This window comes from Acinetobacter pittii (assembly GCF_022449185.1).
Lineage (GTDB): Bacteria > Pseudomonadota > Gammaproteobacteria > Pseudomonadales > Moraxellaceae > Acinetobacter > Acinetobacter pittii_I.
This window is the reverse complement of record NZ_JAKUKO010000001.1, coordinates 223,174-241,542: the sequence shown is the minus strand read 5'-3', so window position 1 is coordinate 241,542 and position 18,369 is coordinate 223,174. Positions and strand designations below refer to the sequence as shown.

The window sequence follows — 18,369 nt, the reverse complement described above, 5'->3', positions numbered from 1 at the left end:
TTAAAACGAGATTGCATCCTTACATTTAATCGGTTGGGAACGCTCCTTTAAAATTTCGTAACCGCGATCACCGTAGTCAAAACGAGCAATCACAGAAGCAAATTTTTTCAAACTTACCGGCGCATCCATTGCAGGTAGTTTTAATTCAATAAAAGTTAACTGGTCATTTAAATGAACATTGTCTAAAACGCTCTTTAGCTGCCCTGCGGTTTCAACCACATAAGTGGTATGGCCTTTTTTACCATTAAATACCGCTGGAATTTCAGTATATTTCCAGTTTTGCACGTCGTTATAGGCAGCATTTTCACCCATAATTAATCGTTCAATGGTGTAGCCGCCATTGTTCAACAAGAAAATAATTGGTTTTAAACCATGGCGGATAATGGTAGAAAGCTCTTGTACCGTAAGCTGGAAAGAACCATCGCCAATAAATAAAATTTGACGGCGTTCTGGGGCTGCCAACAAACTACCAAGCAAAGCTGGTAAGGTGTAACCAATAGAACCCCAAAGCGGCTGTGCAATATATTTAGCTGTAGCAGGCAGCTTTATACCCGACAAAGCAGAGTTTGATGTCCCGACTTCACCAATAATCACATCATCTTCTTTTAAGAATCCTGAAATATAATTCCAAAGCACATCTTGGCTTAGTTTTTGTTGAGCTGGAGCTTCAACTACTTTCTGAGGTTGTTTTTCGAGAAGAGGTGTTGACGATTTACGTGGCGCAACTTTTTTATTTAGCTCAACAAGTAATTGTCCAATCTCAATACCTGGAAAATCCTGACCAAAAATATTTAGGCCATAAGATTTAATTTCGATGTAGTTCTTGGTTTCAATTTGATGAGTAAATACAGCTGACCCCACATCGGTAAAACGTGCACCAATACCAATTAAACAGTCAGATTGTTCAATGATATTTTTCACATGCGGTTGGCTTGCACCACCCACATAAGTCCCGATATAACGAGGAGAGCCTTCATCCATAATATTTTTTGCAGTATTCATACCTGCAAATGGAATCGAGCATTTTTGAGATAAATCATTTAAAAGCGATGTTACACCAAAAACTGAAGCTTCATTATCAATAAGAAGTGCTGGGCTTTTAGCATTCTCAATAATGTCACAGAGTTTTTTTACCACAGTTTGTAATAATTCAGGTTCAACAGCTGGATAGCTTAAGTCGAGGGAACGCTCAGATACTTCAATTTTAACGTGGGTAATATCGCCTGGTAGTTGAATGTGTACAGGACGACGTTCAAGGAAACACTGACGTAATACACGGTCAATTTCAAAGACTGCATTTGCTGGAGTTAAACGAGTTTGGGCAACTGTAAACTCTTTCATACAGTTCATAATATTGTCGTAGTTACCATCAACTAACGTATGGTGTATGAGAGTACCCTTTTGAACCGCATGTAACGGTGGAATTCCTGAGATATGAATAAGAGGTACATTTTCTGCATAGGCCCCTGCAATACCATTAATCGCACTTAAGTCACCTACACCATAAGTGGTTGCCAAGGCAGAAAAACCGTTAATTCGTGCATAACCATCTGCTGCATAGGCAGCGTTTAATTCATTACAATTTCCAATAAATTCGAGTTGTGGGTCTGCTTCAACTTGTTCTAGATATGAGAGGTTAAAATCACCAGGTACACCAAAGAGATGTTGGATACCCATTTGTTTTAAACGAAGATTTAAAAAGTCACCGATTTCTATGAACATTGCTCTATATCCTTTGAGACCAATTTTTATTCCATAGAAAAATAATATTTCATCTACCTTTTAGATTTCGTGCATAATGAAAACGCATTTTAATAAAAATACATGATTTGTGTATCATAAAAGGATTTTATGCAATGGATAAGTTCGACTGGCAAATCATTCAAGCACTACAAAAGAATGGACGGCTCACCAATCAGGAAATAGGAGATTTAATCGGTTTATCTGCTTCGCAGTGTTCTAGAAGAAGACAGTTACTCGAGCAAAAAGGCATAATCTTAGGATATACCGCGCGCATCCAGCAGCAAGCGCTAGGACTGGAAGTGACAGCAATGATTCACATTAATTTAAGAACACACGAGGCAAAGTCACAGCAAGCTTTTCAAGAATTGATTGAAGCCGAAGATAATATTCAAGATGCGTTTTCAATTAGTGGTGATGCAGATTTTATTTTAAAAGTTGTTGCTGAAAACTTAGAACAGCTTTCTCAATTTGTGACTGAAAGGTTACTTTCTTATAATTTTATAGGTCACATAAAGTCTTACATTGTTCTTAAAAAAATTAAAGAACAGAATCATTTTTTAATCAAACCTAAAAGTATGAGCTATCATCACTCACAATAAGCAAGCCAAGCTTTCCTACCTTATCAGTGAAAATAAAAGGCGGATATTAGATCCGCCTTAAAATTAATATTTAGACTTTACTGATATGGACCGTTTGCCCAATCGTATTTTCAAGCAAACCTTCCAAACCAAACTCAGCACCTATACCAGACATTTTCCAGCCACCAAAAGGTGCATGTGGCAGGACTTCTGCATGGGTATTAATCCAAACAGTACCGCATTGAAGTTGAGTAGCATAAGTTTGAGCAGCTTTAATATCAGAAGACCAAATTGAGCCACCTAAACCAAACTCGCTGTCATTGGCACGATCAATTGCATCATTGATATCTGTATATTTTAAAACAGGTAACACTGGACCAAATTGCTCTTCTTGTACTACGCGGCAAGAGTCAGAAACTTCAGTCAAAATAGTTGGTGCAATAAAGTAGCCTTGCTCTGGTAGCTGTTGTTGCCCAGAAAGTGCTTTTGCACCCTGTTCAATCGCTTCAGCAATAAGCGCTTTTACCTTGTTATATTGCATTTGGTTTTGTACTGGGCCAAATGTGGTAGAAGACGCCATACCATCACCCACAACTTGAGCATTGGCAATATCAGCTAACTTTTGCGATAAAGCTTCATATTGGCTTTCATGCACGTATAGACGCTTTAAGGCTGCACATGTTTGACCAGCGTTTAAGAACGACATGTTAAAAATCTTGGCTGCAATTTCATCGATATTTGCATCTGGCAATACAATACCCGCATCATTACCACCCAACTCTAAAGTTAAGTGTTTTAACTGCTGAGCTGCACCAGCCATAATGTGCTGGCCTGTTCGAGTTGAACCCGTAAACACGACTTTTTGTACATCTGGATGAGAAGATAGCGCTTCGCCAATCTCACCAGCACCAACCACAATTGAAATAACACCAGCAGGAACTTCTTGCTGAATGATTTCACATAAACGTAAAGTTGATAGTGGTGTGTATTCAGAAGGTTTGCTAATAACAACGTTACCCGCGCGTAAAGCAGGCATGATATGCCAAACCGCAATCATGAGTGGCCAGTTCCATGGCGTAATTGAAGCCACTACACCTAATGGTTGGCGATGGCGCTCAATACGCTTGGTTTCACTGTCTTCAATTACTTCTACCGGTAAATCCATTGTAGCCGCATAACGCGTCCAGCCAATTGCACCCTGCACTTCCATTTGTGCAAGTGCGAGTGGCTTACCTTGTTCAAGCACAACCAACTCTGCAAGCATTTCAGCATGCTTTTCAATACCATCTGCAATCTTATTTAAGATCGACTTACGTTCATCATGAGAAACTTGCTGCCAAGCTTTAGATGCTTGTTTAGCAGCACTGACTGCCTGATTTACCTGTGCAACCGATGCTTTTGCACAACGTGCAGCAGTTAAGCCTGTAGCAGGGTTAAGAATTTCTAGTTCACCTTGTTCACCTGAACAAAGTTGACCACCAATAATGAGTTTAAATTCATTGAGCATATTCGCTTGTTGCATTTCTTCTTCCTTGTCTTAATTGTAATTACAGCCACTTACTTTTTTCAGTTAAAGCGGGATTATTTAAAGTGAGTACGATATTGATATATCAATGCGACCCAAAATATCGGGGACATACCAATACAATAAGAAATTTGCTCCCCATAAATCATGCATAATTATTTTTGTTTTTTGAAAATATGCATGTTTTGTGCATATCAATCTTTTGTGATGCACACTTTAAATAAAAATAATCTGTAATAAAAAAAGCCCGGTAATGAACCGAGCTTTTTTTATTATCAACTCAATTAGTCAATTGGTGGTACATAGTTACCAGAAGCAATTGCATCTTTAATGCGTTCAGCTTCAGCCAATACTTGACCTAAAAGGTTTTTAACATTTTCAAATGTCACAACAGGGCTTAATGTTGTCATCTTCAATGACTGTACATTACCAACTTTTGTTACACCGATATTTGCTTCACCACGTGCAAACAATTCGTCTGCTACGTTTTGGTTTAAGCTATCGATAAACTCAACTGGGTAGCCTTGTGGCACAACGCGGAACAATACCGAAGCAAATTGTGGTTCAACTAAAAGCTCTAAACCATCAGTTGCCTTGATGTAATCTGCAACTTCACGAGTAAGTTTTACACCATGGTCAATCATTGAACCATAAAGGTCTTCACCTAGTGATTCAATTGTCATCCACAATTTCAATGCATCAAAACGACGAGTCGTTTGTAATGACTTAGACACAAGGTTTGGTACACCGTGCTCTTCGTCATAAGCAGAGTTCAAGTATTCAGCTTCGTAGTGCATAAAACGATAGTTCGCTTCGTCTTTTAACAAGAACGCGCCACAGCTAATACTTTGGAAATAATGCTTATGGAAGTCGAGAGTAATTGAGTCAGACAACTCAATACCATCAAGCATTGCACGATAGTCATTTGAAAGAATTAATGCACCGCCCCATGCCGCATCGATATGCATCCATGAACCATATTTATTGGTAATTTCACGGATTTTCTTCAATGGATCAATTGCACCGGCATCTGTAGTACCTGCTGTCGCAACGACACAAGCAACGACTTTACCTTCAGACTGAAGATGCGCCATCGTTTTTTCGAGAGCATCTACATCCATTTGTGCATTTTCATTCACAGGAACAGTCACAACTGACTGGAAGCCCATGCCCATCATTGCCATGTTCTTTTGCACAGAGAAATGTGCATTTTCAGAACAAATGACTTTGACGTTTTTCATTGCATCGGCAGGAATACCATCACGCTGTACAGACCATGGATTACCATTTTCGTCTTTCCAGTTTTTCGAGATGCACCAGTCACGAGCAAGCAATACACCCATCAAGTTAGATTGAGTACCGCCAGAAGTGAAAACACCAGCCTGGCCAGAACCATAACCTACTTTTTGACGCAACCAATCAATGAGCTGAACTTCCATTAATGAACCAGCCGGGCTTTGATCCCATGAGTCCATAGATTGGTTAGTTGCATTGATTAACACTTCCGCAATCTGGCTCATCACCATGGTTGGGCAGTGTAAGTGTGCTAATGAATGTGGATGGTGTACTTTCAAGCTTTTATTCAAGAAAAGCTCAATCATACGTTGAAGAGATTCTTGTACACCCATACCCTCTTTTGAAGGTTGGAAAGAAATTGCTGAACGCAATTCTTTAATGCTACCGCCAGTGTACATCTTTTCATTTTGCAACCATGCTGAAACGGCTTTTACCGCTTCGCCCATTGCTGACTCATAGTCAGCAATGGATTGTGCATCATTGCAGAGTAACGCTTTACGATGTTCTGCAAAATCCACCATACTTATGCGCCTCGTACTGCAACCAATGCTTCTGCAATTGCTTTCTTAAAGCGAGCAACTACTTCAACACATTCGTCTTGAGTAATGATTAACGGGCAAAGTAAACGAATTACCGTACCATTACGACCACCTTTTTCAAGCAATAATTTATTGTTGAAACAAGCAGTTTGAATCGCAGCAGCTAATTGTGAATCAGCAGGATGTGAACCAATACGATCAGCTGGTTTACGCTCGTCAACGATCTCTACACCGATCATTAAACCGCGACCACGTACGTTACCTATACATGGGAATTCTTGAGCTAATTTTTTAAATTCAGCTTGTAAGAAGTCACCACGCTCTTGCGCATTTTGAGCAAGATTTTGTTCGCTAATCGTTTTTAATACGACAAGACCAGTACCCATAGCGAGTTGGTTACCACGGAAAGTACCCGTGTGACCAGCAGGTTGCCAAGCATCAAATTTACGTTTAATACCTAATACTGCAAGTGGTAAACCACCACCGACTGCTTTAGACATTACAACAACATCAGGTTCAATACCTGCATGTTCAAATGCAAACATTTTGCCTGAACGTGCAAAGCCAGCTTGAACTTCGTCTAAAATTAAAACGATGTTGTGCTTTTCAGTCACTTCACGGATTTTTTGCAACCATTTTACTGGAGCTGTAACTACGCCGCCTTCACCTTGAATCGCTTCAAGAATAACAGCAGCCGGTTTTGTTACACCGCTTTCTACATCTTCAATAAAGTTTTCAAAGTAGTAAGTTAAAGCGTCAACACCAGCTTCACCACCTAAACCAAGTGGGCAGCGGTATTCATGCGGATATGGCATGAATTGTACGCCTGGCATTAAACCGTTAACTGCATTTTTTGCACTTAAGTTACCAGTCATAGCAAGCGCACCATGGGTCATACCATGATAACCGCCTGAGAAACTGATCACTGAACTACGGCCAGTGTAAGTCTTAGCAAGTTTAATTGCTGCTTCAGTTGCGTCTGCACCAGCAGGACCACAGAACTGCAAGCAATATTCTTCTTTACCACCAGGTAAATATGCTAACAATGCTTCAGTGAATGCATCTTTTAAAGGTGTGGTTAAGTCTAAAGTATGCAATGGCAAACCACTTGCCAATGTATCTTGAATACTTTGAATCACCGCAGGATGATTATGACCTAAAGCCAATGTACCTGCCCCAGCTAAACAATCAAGGTACTGTGTACCTTCAACATCAGTAACCCAGCATCCTTGTGCTTTCGCTATCGCTAACGGTAATTTACGTGGATAGCTACGAACATTTGATTCCATTTGACTTTGGCGAGTCAAATAATATTCGTTAGTAGCATTAGTGGCAGGGTTAACGGAAGTAACGCTCATATCGGATTACCATCTCTGATAGGGGTAGAAAGAAATAAGTCTGGTGACGATTGGTCCTTTGACTCGGTGCTTTATAGAACTAGCAAAGACACTTATTTTATATCTTGTAACTAGGAGCGCGATGATACCTAATTTTACAAGAAAAAAAACGTCTTTTATGTACTTTACTCATCTAATCTTATTGAAAAAATGTATCATCCCAATAGTTATGATGAATTATCATCATACTATGTGACAACCTAAAGAAAATATTCTTTTTTTATATTACTTTGATTTTTTAAGTTACATTGAAACACTTTGATTTTAAGCTTTTAATTTTTAAAGACTTTATATTTACCAAAATTTAAAAAAACCTGATCTGAATATTACAAATACGCCACAAAATCTGCAAAAGTTATGCATAAGTTATGTTTAACATTTCCTAATGAAAAAAATTAAATTTATATTAATTTTTAAAGGAAAAATTTATGCGTACTTTAGCCGTGTCCACCCTTCTTTTAGGTTCTCTCCTTAGCCCTTTAGTTTTTGCTCAGGATGACAATGCTTTGAACTACAATATTGTAAATGTACAAGCGGAAGCTTCTCGCCAAGTTTCTAATGATGAAATGCATGCAACTTTATATATTGAAAAAAGTAACAAACAACCAGCCGAGCTTTCAAACCAAATTAATCAGCTGATGAATCAGGCACTTAATGTTTCTCGTAAATATCCACAAGTAAAAGTGGAAACTGGTGCTCAAAGCACTTATCCAATTTACGATAACGATAGCAATAAGTTAAAAGAATGGCGTGGCCGTGCTGAAATTCGTCTTGAAAGTAAAGACTTTAAAGCTGCTAGCCAGTTAGTAAACGAATTACAGCAAAACTTCCAAACTCAATCGATTAATTTTACGGTTTCTGATGAACAGCGTAAAAAAGTTGAAAATGAGTTAATGGTAGAAGCCTCTAAAAACTTCCAACAACGTGCTCAAATGTTGACCCAAGCTTGGAATAAAAACCAATATACTTTGGTCACTCTAAATCTGAACACGAATAACTATTTCCCACAACCTGTAATGCGTGCCAGCATGGCTAAATTTGCTATGGCCGAAGCTGCACCAGCTCAAGACATGGCAGCTGGTGAGTCTAAAATTACTGTGAATGCAAACGGTTCAATTCAGTTTAAATAATTTGTTTCTCTAAAAAAAAGCCCTGATTAGTTCAGGGCTTTTTTTTTGACTTATTTTTTAAAAGGTAAAGCATATTTAAAGATACGGCCTACCACCTGTCCAAACTGTTTAGCCAGACTTGCATTGTTATAATTTAGACCATATTTTTTACATACAGCTTCAACTTTTGGAGCCATTTGGCGATAACGACGCGCTGGAATATCTGGGAATAAATGATGCTCAATCTGATGGCTCAAATGTCCGCTTAAAATATGTAATGCTTCTGAACCTTTTAAGTTAGAAGAACCACGAATCTGACGCATATACCAGTGACCACGGCTTTCTTCTTGTAAAACAGACTTTGGAAATACTTCTGCATCTTTTGTGAAGTGACCACAGAAGATAATCGTAAATGTCCAGATATTACGAAGACCATTTGCAACCAAATTACCAGTGAATACAGGTAAAGCTGCTGGGCCTGCAATTAAAGGGAAGAAAACATAGTCTTTAAAAAGTTGTTTTCCAATCTTTTTATTAACAGGTTTTAACTCTTCCAAGAATTTTGCCATGCTCTTACGTTTATAAAGAACACGTCCAATTTCAAGATTCTGAATAGCTACGCCCCATTGGAACAATAAACAGAATGGGATGCTATAAACAGGTTGAAGTAAGAAACCCGGCTTCCAGCGTTGCTCTGGGAATAAACGAAGTAAACCGTAACCGATGTCATCATCAATACCTTTAATGTTGGTATAGGTGTGATGTTTATAGTTATGAGTTTGGCGCCAGTTATCAGAAGTACCGACAGTATCCCACTCGTAAGTTTGACCATTAAATTTAGGATCGTTCATCCAGTCATATTGACCGTGCATTACGTTATGACCGAGTTCCATGTTTTCCATAATTTTAGAAAAGCCTAATAGGCCTGTTCCTAAAATCCACGCTGGTGGGAACCAACCTGCAAACAAACATGCTCGGCCTAAAAAGCTACTATAACGAATTGCAGCATAAACACGGCGGATATATTTAGCGTCTTTCTCGCCCAAATCATCCAATACTTCTTGTTTGATCTGATCGAGCTCTTTTGCAAATGCATCAAGTTCTGCTGGAGTCAAATCTCGATTTTTAGGATTTTTAAAATATTCGACTTTCACTGGCATATTCATAAGAGTTCTCTCTTAAAGATCAATAACTAGATCGGATTGTGCTGAGTTCACACAAATTTTGAGTAATTGGCTTGGTTCAGTGTTTTCACTACCGTTGAGTAAATTACGTGTTGAACCTTGTGATTTATTACAAACACATTTATTACAAATTCCCATACGGCAACCATGAGTTGGTTTAAGGCCTTCATGTTCAAGGCTAACCAGAATTGACTGGCCTTTAGGAATTGCAATGACCTTATTAGACTGGGTTAATGTGACATTCACATAACCAATATCATCAGCAGAGCTTTCATTTGTTAAGCTAAAGGCCTCGGTTAAAACGGCTGGAGCTTTTTCAAAAAGTTGCTCAACAGTCGCCACAAAACCAGAAGGTCCACACGCATAAATTGTGCTGTTTTCTACATCATCAACTAATGCTAAATGCTCTGCATTTAAACGTTCATCATTTGGGGTTTCTTGTGTATAGAAAACCTGATAATTAAAGTTCGGATATTGCTGCGCAACTTTTTCAAAGTATTCAACAAAAGCTGCATCTGAACGTTGTTTCACCCAATATAAAAGTTGCACCTGAACTTTATCTAACTGCTGGCTTTGTTTAATCGCAGTAATCAAGCTCAACATTGGGGTAATACCACTACCCGCAGCCAACATAATTAAATTCGGTGTTTTGATGTTTTGTTGCATGTCACCATAAGGTTGACCAAGCTCAAAAACATCACCGATTTTGCTTTCAGAAATAAACCAGTTACTCACGATACCATCAGCAACTTTTTTTACGGTTAAACGTAAGTGCTGCGCATCTATTTGCGTCAAACTATAAGTACGTTCATAGCGACGACCAGCAATTTCTACAATTACAGGATGATGCTGGCCTGCAACGCCCATTTTCACTAAGCGGTTACATTTTAGCGTCAGGCTCACCATGTCGTGAGCGACAAATTCTTTTTTTACAATTTGAACAAGGCCATGTTTTACAGACCATAAAGGATTAACTTTTTGTAGCCAGAAATTAGCCATTTCTTTATCAAAGATAGCTTGTGTCAATGAATTGAATAGAGAATTTCTCTTTTCGATTGCTTGCATAACTGAAGGCTCTGTCGCTCTTTTTTAATTATTATACACATGTATATATATTTGTATATACACCCGTACTTTTAATTACAATTTCACAAGTTCAGCTTCTAAGGCTATAATCCTGAGAGTTTACAAATATATTGAACAGCATGACCCAATCTTCACTTTCTCAGAACCTGAATGACACACCTCAACAACAAGATGTCATTGAAATTAAAACAGCTACGCGTTCTGTTGGAAGAAAAGCGACAATTACTAAAGAAGAACTTTTTCAGGCCGCTTTAAACCTCATTGGTCCGCAAAAAAGTATTGCTTCATTGAGTTTACGTGAAGTAGCTCGAGAAGCAGGAATTGCCCCAAATAGTTTCTATCGACATTTTAAAGATATCGATGAATTAGCAATTTCTCTAATTGACCGCGCAGGTATCGTTTTACGCAAAATCATCCGTCAGGCTCGCCTACGTGCTTCCTTACAAGAAAGTATTATTCGTAGTTCTGTAGATATTTTCCTTCAACAACTCGATGCCGATGAAGGTAATTTAAGTTTATTACTACGTGAAAGTTTTACAGGTTCTGCTTCTTATAAAGCTGCCGTAGACCGCCAGCTCAACTTTTTTCAGCAAGAGCTACAAGAAGATTTAATTCGTCTTGAACGCTTAAATAACAATCATCTGTATCACCCAGACCTTGTTGCAAAAGCAATTACTCAACTTGTGTTTCACATGGGTGCTAAAGTGATTGATTTACCAATGAATCAACGTGCAGAAGTTGCTGAACAAACCATGATTATGATTCGGATGATTTTAGAAGGCGCACGTCATCTAGATGAAGCAAAAATCCGCTAAAATGATCTAATAAATGGCTTGTTGATGAACAGGCCATTTTTACATCTAACTCCCCTATTTTCCAATAAAAATATAATTCACTGATTGAAGCGAATAGCTTGCCAGAGTATAAATAATCATTCCGTTTGCTCTTTCTCCTATATTCCCAACGATCTCAGTCAGGGATCCACATGCAAAATTTGAATAATCGTCAAAGTCTGATTGCAAGCTACATTCTTATGGGCATCTTTTTGCTTTCGGTTATCCCATTACATCTATTAGCAAGTTTTTTTGCAGGCTTTCTCATTTATGAAATTATTATTAGTTTAAGTTCGGTTGTAGAACGTTATATTGATGGCCAAAGAGCCCGTATTTTTATTAGTATTTTACTCAGTATCGTCACCATTTCACTTATTGGTTTTTTCATTACGAGTCTAATTAGTTTCGTTGTATACGATCTAAAAGGTGTCGGCTTACATAGTATTAATAGCAAGGTTGATCAAACCTTACTTCATTTACAAGCAGAGATCACAAAGTATCTTCCAGGTTATATTCCTGATAGCGTGACAGATCTAAAAGACGAAATCTTTGCATTTATGAAAGATAACGTCACCACCTTAAAAAACACCAGTTCCGATATTTTGCATAACTTCGTGACTATGGTCATGGGATTAATTATTGGTATTTTGGTGGCGATACATGGTTTTCATCGCCGTACGCCTCAGCCTGTTTTTAAGTCACTGCTTATCCAACGTATTCAAAAATTATCAATTTCATTTAAAAATGTTGTTTTTGCCCAAATAAAAATTTCAGCGATTAACACCCTGCTCTTTATTTTATTCGCGTTTATTTTGTTGCCACTTTGGGGAGTTCACCTTCCTTTTGCCAAAACCTTAACTATTTTGACCTTTATGTTTGGTCTCATTCCAATTTTAGGGAATCTACTTTCAAACACTTTAACGTTTATTGCAGCTCTTACGATTTCCCTAGGGCTAGCAGGAGCAGCATTACTTTATCTCGTTCTGGTTCATAAACTTGAATATTTTATTAATGCTAAAATTATTGGGCATAAAATCAATGCAAATGCATGGGAGATTTTATTAGCAATGCTAGTATTTGAGTCAATCTTTGGCTTAGGCGGTTTAATCGCAGCTCCGATTTTCTATGCATATTTAAAATTAGAACTAAAAGATGCGGGTTTAATCTAATTTAAAATCAATGTATAAAAAAAAGCGCCTTCTAGGCGCTTTTTTCATTTGAGTTCATTATGGCTTAACCACAACTAACACTTGAATCGCTTCTGGTGTAACAGTTAAACCATCAAGTAAGCTCAAGCCTTCTTTTTGCAGTTTCTGTAAACGCTCAATTTCATCTTGACGAATACTTGGATTGAACTGTTTGAGATAAGTTAAACGGTCAATTTCATATTGCCATTTATTGCCATAATGCTCTTTTGCTTGTTGCTGAAGCTGCGGTAAATCAACTTTCGCAATCTCTAACGCTTGTTTATAGCGCTGCTCAATGATATCACGGCGAGCTTTAACTACTTGGCGGCAGCTATTGCCATCTAAATGGTGCAAATAAGGTTTTAAAATTGCTGGATCAATCTTTTCAGACAAATCTTGACCATTTTCACTTAACAATACACGGATAAGCTGCTTAGGTAAGCTTGATGGTAAATTCAGTGACTTCGGCGCAATAACATCTACTTTAAACCAGACTTCAATTAACACCGAACCCTGCTTTAAAGCGTTAGATTTGAGTACAGCAACATTGGTACTACCAAATGATTGCGTACGGATCATTTCCATAACACTTTCAATGAATGGATGCTCTAAAGTTAAATATTGAGCATCTTCACGAAGCTGAGCTTGATCGCGATAGAACGTTGCGGTCATCCCTTCTTCGTCTAATGCCAAACCTTGCACTTGCATTTGGTCGGTTGGTTTAATAATCACCGTACCATTACTTTGCTCATCAAAGTCGATATTGGTTGATGACATGAAACGCTTCACAAACATTGGCAGCGTTGTATTGTCGTCATAGTCTTCAAGAGCTTGAACAATTTCTTGTGCCACAATAGGACGACATGAATTATATTCAAGTAAACGATCTCGGCCAGCTTGAAGTTCAGCTTCCAAGGCTTGACGTTGAACGTTCACCTCTTCAAGCAAATCTTCAAATGTTTGACCTTGGTCTGCAAGTAAACAGTCTTTTAATTCAACAATAAAATTCTCTTGCAGCGTTTGCGCTGTCGGAGAAATATTGCTGAAAATATTCAGTGCTTCATTATACCAACGGAACATACGCTCTTGAGCTGTTCCCACAAGGTATGGCACATGAATTTGGATACGGTTTTCTTGGCCAATACGGTCTAGACGTCCAATACGTTGCTCTAAAACATCTGGGTTAGCTGGTAGATCAAATAAAATTAGATCACTGGCGAATTGGAAATTACGGCCTTCCGAACCAATTTCCGAACACAATAGAATCTGAGCGCCATAGCTTTCTTCAGCAAAATAAGCAGCAGCTTGGTCACGTTCAAGTAAGCTCATGCCTTCATGGAACATTGCGGTACGAATACCTGCATGCAAACGCAACACATTTTCTAAAGATTCAACTACTGGTCCGCTACGCGCAATTAAAAGCACTTTTTTATGCTTAAGATCTTTGCGTAAAATTTCCATTAACCATGGCACACGCGGATCATTTTGCATCCATGAACCATCAATCTGTGCTTCTTCAGGCCACATTTGCTCACGCAGTTTGCCATCTTTTGACCAATCTTCTGGTGCTGGTAATGGTGCTGGCTGACAATCACGACCTGGGAAGCCTTGAATGGCTTCACGTGTATTACGGAATAAAATACGTCCAGTACCGTGACGGTCTAATAATTCGTGAATTGCTCTAAAGCGTTGGTCAGGCTGGTCTTCAATGCTGTGACCTAACAAACCTTCTAAAGCAGATAAATGCTCTGGGGTTAAAGCTTGATCCGACATGAGTACTTCAGCAATTTTTGCAGTCTGCTGATATTGAGTCTCTTCATCTAAGAAGCGCTCTAAACTACTAAAACGCTGTGGATCAAGTAAACGTAAGCGAGCGAAATGACTTTCTACACCTAATTGTTCAGGTGTTGCAGTGAGTAATAGTACCCCTGCTGTATTTTCAGCGAGCTCTTCAATTAAATCGTAGCGATCATTCCCGCCTTCTTCTTCGCTCCACATCAAATGATGTGCTTCATCGACGACGAGCAAATCAAAACCAGCTTCTATGGCTTGCTCACGCAAATCATCATGGTCAACCATTAAGTCAACACTGGCAATAATGCATTGCTCAGTCAAGAATGGGTTAAGCTCTGGATCATGTTCTTTAATAGATGCTGTACGCGTTAAATCAAACAGAGAGAATTGCAAGTTAAAACGGCGACGCATTTCAATCATCCACTGATACTGTAGAGAATCAGGGACTAAAATCAGAATTCGTTCTGAACGACCAGTTTTAAGCTGTTGGTGGATAATTAAACCAGCTTCAATTGTTTTACCCAAGCCCACTTCATCGGCAAGTAAAACACGAGGAGCAAAACGTTTACCAACTTCATGTGCGATATAAAGCTGATGAGGAATCAAGCCAACACGTGCACCGACCATCCCACGTAGAGGACTGGTCTGCATTTGTGCTTGCATGAGCATCGCTTCAATACGCAGGTCATACCACTCTTTATAGTCAACTTGACTTGCAAGCAAACGATCTAAAGGTTTAGATAATTGAATTTGCGCACCAATACGTGTTTCATTGAGTGCTTTACGCTCTTGCTCGCCATTTTCTAAAGTACGAACAACATTGTAACGCAAAACGCCATGACGATCTTCAACAGACTCAACGATCCACTTCTGGCCTTCTTGATCTTGAACTTCATCATTCGTATTGAAGATGATACGAGATAGTGGAGCATTATTACGTGCATAGACACGTGTCTCATCACTTTTGGGGAATAAAATGCTGACAGATCTTTCATCTACATCAATAAGAACACCTAAACCGAGCTCAGTTTCTGTGTCTGATAGCCAACGTTGACCAATAGCATACTGCTGCAATTTTTCCACCTTTCTCTCAAGTTCGCACTACATATTGTACGATGCAAATTAGCTTATTTTTGCATCTTTTTATGTAGTCTTTAAAGCAAAATTTTGAAGCAAAAACCAATTAAATCGCTTTGCTACAAAAAATCACGCATTAAAATTTTTACATTAAAACGGTACAGGACAGTCAAAAGTTAATGTTTCTGCTGTGACAGGATGATTAAAACTTAACTGCTTGGCATGCAAACATAAACGCGGAACAAGTTGCTGCTCCGGTGTTGCATACAGCGTGTCACCTACAATTGGATGCCCAAGATATTGCATGTGTACACGGAGTTGATGAGATCGGCCCGTAATTGGTGTTAATTTCACACGAGTTACAGGCTGTCCCTGAATCTGAAAATGTTCTATGGCCTGCCAATGTGTTAAAGCAGGCTTGTTGTGAGAAGCGTCGACAATATGTAAAGGCGGTCGGCTTGGGTCATAGATTACAGGAATATCTACAGTTCCCTCGCCCTCTAAATGACCTGCGACAAGCGCTTCATATATTTTTGAAGTCTGACGATCTTGAAATTGACGTGCAATTGCACTTTGACCGCGCTTTGATAAACCAAATACTAAAATACCTGAGGTATCTCGGTCTAGACGATGAATGAGCAAGGTTTTAGGTTCAATCGCAACCAACCTTGTCAAAACGCTATCATGTAAATCACCCTTACCAGGAACACTCAAGATGTCCGAAGGTTTATGAATCACCATAAAATCATCATCACGATAGATCAGATGTTCACTTAGAAAATCACTCAAAGTTGTATTCCCAAGGTAAGATGAAAAACAAGCGGGCAATAATAAAAAGCTTACGTCCGAATTACAATGCCGTTCGGGTAAATTAACAGCAGAATTTGCAAATATTATGGATCACTTGAGGTCTATAGTCAGTTAAGGCTTCAATAACTGCATAATATGTTGCAATGTCGGTGTTTGCATTATCTCTTCAACGCTTAAGCTCGCACCATTTGCACGCCATAGATCGACCAGATAATTAACAACAGACTCATCTAGTCCGTAGTTTCTTAAATCAATTTCAGGATGGATCTCCATAGGATGCCGCCCCACCTGCTCAGCAATTGCCAATAAAATTCCTTTATCCGACAAGATATAGGAGGACGGCGCACTTAAAGACCATAAGCCTATTAAGCTCTGCGTATTTAAATGTTTTATATGGTCAAAGCTGATCTTTTCAACCCATTGAATATGCTGCTCTAGATTAGCCGCCAAGATCGCATCATTTACAACACTGACCTGATCTGTAATCGATAAAACAAGCTGCATGACTTGTTTAAACAGAGGAGATAAATCACCTGCCATCATAACTTGGGCTTTAGTATTTGATGACAAACGCTGACCAAGCTCCAACATGGTTTGTTGAAGCTGAGATGTCTCAATAAAAATAATTGGAATTTCGAGTGATTGAGCGCGCTTAATCAACAGTTCTAAATGGTTCGCCAATGGTTGCTCAGACCAATCTGGTCGTAGTTTAAGCTCATTGAGCCCAACCATGAGCAAAATACTTTGCGCTGACTCAATTGACCAATTTGAAGTACTTGCGGCTAACTGGATTTTTCGAGGTAAGGGATAAAACATTGTTCTCTGTAAATATAAAAATAGCTCAAATTAAAAAGCCCGTTTAATACGGGCTTTTTTGCTTACTTCATTTCAGCGAATGTTTCTTTTGCAGCCTGAATCGTAAATTCTATATCTTCATCAGAGTGTGCAGATGAAATAAAGCCTGCTTCAAATGCTGAAGGTGCCAAGTTTACGCCACGTTTTAACATACCATGGAAGAACTTTTTGAAAGCTTCAATATCACATGCCAACATAGAGTCAAAGCTTGTAATATCTTCTTGGTCGGTAAAGTAAAGACCGAACATTGCGCCAGCTTGCTGAGTCTTAAATGGAATACCCGCTTCATCAGCTGCAGCCTGTAAGCCTGCAAGTAACTTTTCAAGTTGAACAGATAATTTGCTGTAAAAGTCAGGTTGGCGTAAATGTTTAAACATCTCAATACCAGCACGCATAGCAAGTGGGTTACCAGATAATGTACCTGCTTGGTATACACCGCCTAAAGGTGCGATGCATTCCATAATTTCACGCTTACCACCAAATGCACCAACAGGTAAGCCCGCACCAATAATTTTACCTAAAGTCGTTAAATCAGGTTTAACGTTATAAACCGATTGAGCACCACCTAAAGCAACACGGAAGCCTGTCATCACTTCATCAATAATGAATACAGATTTATATTCATCACAAATATCACGAATGGCTTGTAAGAAACCATCAATTGGTTTCACCATATTCATGTTACCCGCGACAGGCTCAATAATGACACCCGCAATTTCATGGCCGAACTTAGCAAAACATTCTTTTAATGCAGCAATATCGTTGTAAGGTAGCGTTAAAGTGTGTTTAGCAAAATCAACAGGAACACCTTTCGAAGTCGGTTCACCTTCACCTAACGTGAGTAAACCTGAACCTGCTTTTACTAAAAGTGAGTCTGAGTGGCCATGGTAACAACCCTCAAACTTCACAATCTTGTCACGGCCAGTGTAACCACGTGCTAAACGAATAGCAGTCATGGTCGCTTCTGTACCCGAGTTAGTCATACGCACCAATTCAATTGATGGCATGATTTCACAGATAATATCTGCCAACGTTGTTTCGTGTACGGTTGGTGCACCAAAACTTAAGCCATCTTCTGCAGCTGTTTGTACAGCCTTAATAATCTCTGGATGAGCATGACCTAAAATCATTGGTCCCCAAGAACCAACATAATCAACATAACGCTTCCCATCCACATCCCATAAATAAGCACCTTTTGCTTTCTCAATGAAAACAGGTGTTCCTCCAACGCCATTAAAGGCACGTACCGGAGAGTTCACACCACCTGGAATGTGTTTGCTGGCTTGTTTAAATAACTGTTCTTGCTTTGGAGATAAACTCATGGAAATGCTCGTCTTAAATATCTAAAAATAATTT

General features: G+C 38.9%; 14 protein-coding genes. 4 read left to right on the top strand and 10 right to left on the bottom strand.

The genetic code is table 11. The features are described from left to right. Positions 1–1,722 carry an alpha-keto acid decarboxylase family protein gene (locus tag MKX14_RS01085; RefSeq protein WP_240281547.1) on the bottom strand — a complete coding sequence of 574 codons (1,722 nt, stop codon included), beginning with the start codon at positions 1,720–1,722 and terminating at the stop codon, positions 1–3. Positions 1,723–1,856: 134 nt separating this feature from the next. Between MKX14_RS01085 and MKX14_RS01080 the strand changes: the two genes are divergently transcribed. Then, the gene (locus tag MKX14_RS01080; protein ID WP_004700117.1) at positions 1,857–2,342 is read left to right on the top strand and encodes an Lrp/AsnC family transcriptional regulator; all 486 of its coding nucleotides are present in this window, start codon (positions 1,857–1,859) and stop codon (positions 2,340–2,342) included. A 70-nt stretch (positions 2,343–2,412) separates the two neighbouring features. Here MKX14_RS01080 and MKX14_RS01075 read toward each other — a convergent pair whose 3' ends face one another. The 3 genes from MKX14_RS01075 to dat form a co-directional block, all read right to left on the bottom strand. After that, positions 2,413–3,843: an aldehyde dehydrogenase family protein gene (locus tag MKX14_RS01075; RefSeq protein WP_240281546.1), complete on the bottom strand. Its 1,431-nt coding sequence runs from the start codon at positions 3,841–3,843 to the stop codon at positions 2,413–2,415. A gap of 287 nt (positions 3,844–4,130) precedes the next feature. Beyond that, positions 4,131–5,663 carry a pyridoxal phosphate-dependent decarboxylase family protein gene (gene ddc / locus MKX14_RS01070; protein ID WP_057062827.1) on the bottom strand — a complete coding sequence of 511 codons (1,533 nt, stop codon included), beginning with the start codon at positions 5,661–5,663 and terminating at the stop codon, positions 4,131–4,133. A gap of 2 nt (positions 5,664–5,665) precedes the next feature. Next, entirely contained in the window at positions 5,666–7,039 is a 1,374-nt protein-coding gene (dat, locus tag MKX14_RS01065; RefSeq protein WP_002118718.1) for a diaminobutyrate--2-oxoglutarate transaminase, read from the bottom strand. Between the two features lie 467 nt (positions 7,040–7,506). On the opposite strand from dat, the gene MKX14_RS01060 reads away from it, so the two are divergent. Next, complete coding sequence (locus MKX14_RS01060; RefSeq protein WP_005803821.1) at positions 7,507–8,208, top strand: SIMPL domain-containing protein; 702 nt, start codon at positions 7,507–7,509, stop codon at positions 8,206–8,208. Between the two features lie 50 nt (positions 8,209–8,258). Here the strand turns inward: MKX14_RS01060 and MKX14_RS01055 are convergent, their stop codons facing one another. After that, positions 8,259–9,353 carry a fatty acid desaturase family protein gene (locus MKX14_RS01055; protein ID WP_002118415.1) on the bottom strand — a complete coding sequence of 365 codons (1,095 nt, stop codon included), beginning with the start codon at positions 9,351–9,353 and terminating at the stop codon, positions 8,259–8,261. 12 nt (positions 9,354–9,365) lie between these two features. Further along, positions 9,366–10,436, bottom strand: coding sequence for a ferredoxin reductase (locus MKX14_RS01050; protein WP_108011358.1), 1,071 nt, complete (start codon positions 10,434–10,436; stop codon positions 9,366–9,368). Between the two features lie 140 nt (positions 10,437–10,576). Between MKX14_RS01050 and fabR the strand changes: the two genes are divergently transcribed. Together fabR and MKX14_RS01040 are read left to right on the top strand one after the other, a co-directional pair. Beyond that, positions 10,577–11,272 (top strand): HTH-type transcriptional repressor FabR, encoded by a 696-nt coding sequence (gene fabR / locus MKX14_RS01045; RefSeq protein ID WP_032053128.1) that lies wholly within the window; start codon positions 10,577–10,579, stop codon positions 11,270–11,272. Between the two features lie 170 nt (positions 11,273–11,442). Continuing rightward, complete coding sequence (locus tag MKX14_RS01040) at positions 11,443–12,459, top strand: AI-2E family transporter (RefSeq protein ID WP_005067939.1); 1,017 nt, start codon at positions 11,443–11,445, stop codon at positions 12,457–12,459. 57 nt (positions 12,460–12,516) lie between these two features. Here the strand turns inward: MKX14_RS01040 and rapA are convergent, their stop codons facing one another. The 4 genes from rapA to hemL form a co-directional block, all read right to left on the bottom strand. Beyond that, positions 12,517–15,354, bottom strand: a complete 2,838-nt coding sequence (rapA, locus tag MKX14_RS01035; RefSeq protein WP_108011362.1) for an RNA polymerase-associated protein RapA — start codon at positions 15,352–15,354, stop codon at positions 12,517–12,519. A gap of 144 nt (positions 15,355–15,498) precedes the next feature. Then, positions 15,499–16,137 (bottom strand): RluA family pseudouridine synthase, encoded by a 639-nt coding sequence (locus MKX14_RS01030; protein ID WP_005307342.1) that lies wholly within the window; start codon positions 16,135–16,137, stop codon positions 15,499–15,501. A 132-nt stretch (positions 16,138–16,269) separates the two neighbouring features. Continuing rightward, positions 16,270–16,974, bottom strand: coding sequence for an acyl carrier protein (locus MKX14_RS01025; protein WP_240281545.1), 705 nt, complete (start codon positions 16,972–16,974; stop codon positions 16,270–16,272). 62 nt (positions 16,975–17,036) lie between these two features. Further along, positions 17,037–18,335, bottom strand: a complete 1,299-nt coding sequence (gene hemL, locus MKX14_RS01020; protein WP_240281544.1) for a glutamate-1-semialdehyde 2,1-aminomutase — start codon at positions 18,333–18,335, stop codon at positions 17,037–17,039. Positions 18,336–18,369 lie beyond the last annotated feature (34 nt).

What these genes read in the sequence shown, in the direction of transcription:
- hemL (WP_240281544.1), bottom strand. Translation starts at nt 18,335, where the DNA reads ATGAGTTTATCTCCAAAGCAAGAACAGTTATTTAAACAAGCCAGCAAA.
- MKX14_RS01055 (WP_002118415.1), bottom strand. Translation starts at nt 9,353, where the DNA reads ATGAATATGCCAGTGAAAGTCGAATATTTTAAAAATCCTAAAAATCGA.
- ddc (WP_057062827.1), bottom strand. Translation starts at nt 5,663, where the DNA reads ATGGTGGATTTTGCAGAACATCGTAAAGCGTTACTCTGCAATGATGCA.
- MKX14_RS01075 (WP_240281546.1), bottom strand. Translation starts at nt 3,843, where the DNA reads ATGCAACAAGCGAATATGCTCAATGAATTTAAACTCATTATTGGTGGT.
- dat (WP_002118718.1), bottom strand. Translation starts at nt 7,039, where the DNA reads ATGAGCGTTACTTCCGTTAACCCTGCCACTAATGCTACTAACGAATAT.
- MKX14_RS01025 (WP_240281545.1), bottom strand. Translation starts at nt 16,974, where the DNA reads ATGTTTTATCCCTTACCTCGAAAAATCCAGTTAGCCGCAAGTACTTCA.
- MKX14_RS01040 (WP_005067939.1), top strand. Translation starts at nt 11,443, where the DNA reads ATGCAAAATTTGAATAATCGTCAAAGTCTGATTGCAAGCTACATTCTT.
- MKX14_RS01080 (WP_004700117.1), top strand. Translation starts at nt 1,857, where the DNA reads ATGGATAAGTTCGACTGGCAAATCATTCAAGCACTACAAAAGAATGGA.
- MKX14_RS01085 (WP_240281547.1), bottom strand. Translation starts at nt 1,722, where the DNA reads ATGTTCATAGAAATCGGTGACTTTTTAAATCTTCGTTTAAAACAAATG.
- fabR (WP_032053128.1), top strand. Translation starts at nt 10,577, where the DNA reads ATGACCCAATCTTCACTTTCTCAGAACCTGAATGACACACCTCAACAA.
- MKX14_RS01050 (WP_108011358.1), bottom strand. Translation starts at nt 10,436, where the DNA reads ATGCAAGCAATCGAAAAGAGAAATTCTCTATTCAATTCATTGACACAA.
- MKX14_RS01060 (WP_005803821.1), top strand. Translation starts at nt 7,507, where the DNA reads ATGCGTACTTTAGCCGTGTCCACCCTTCTTTTAGGTTCTCTCCTTAGC.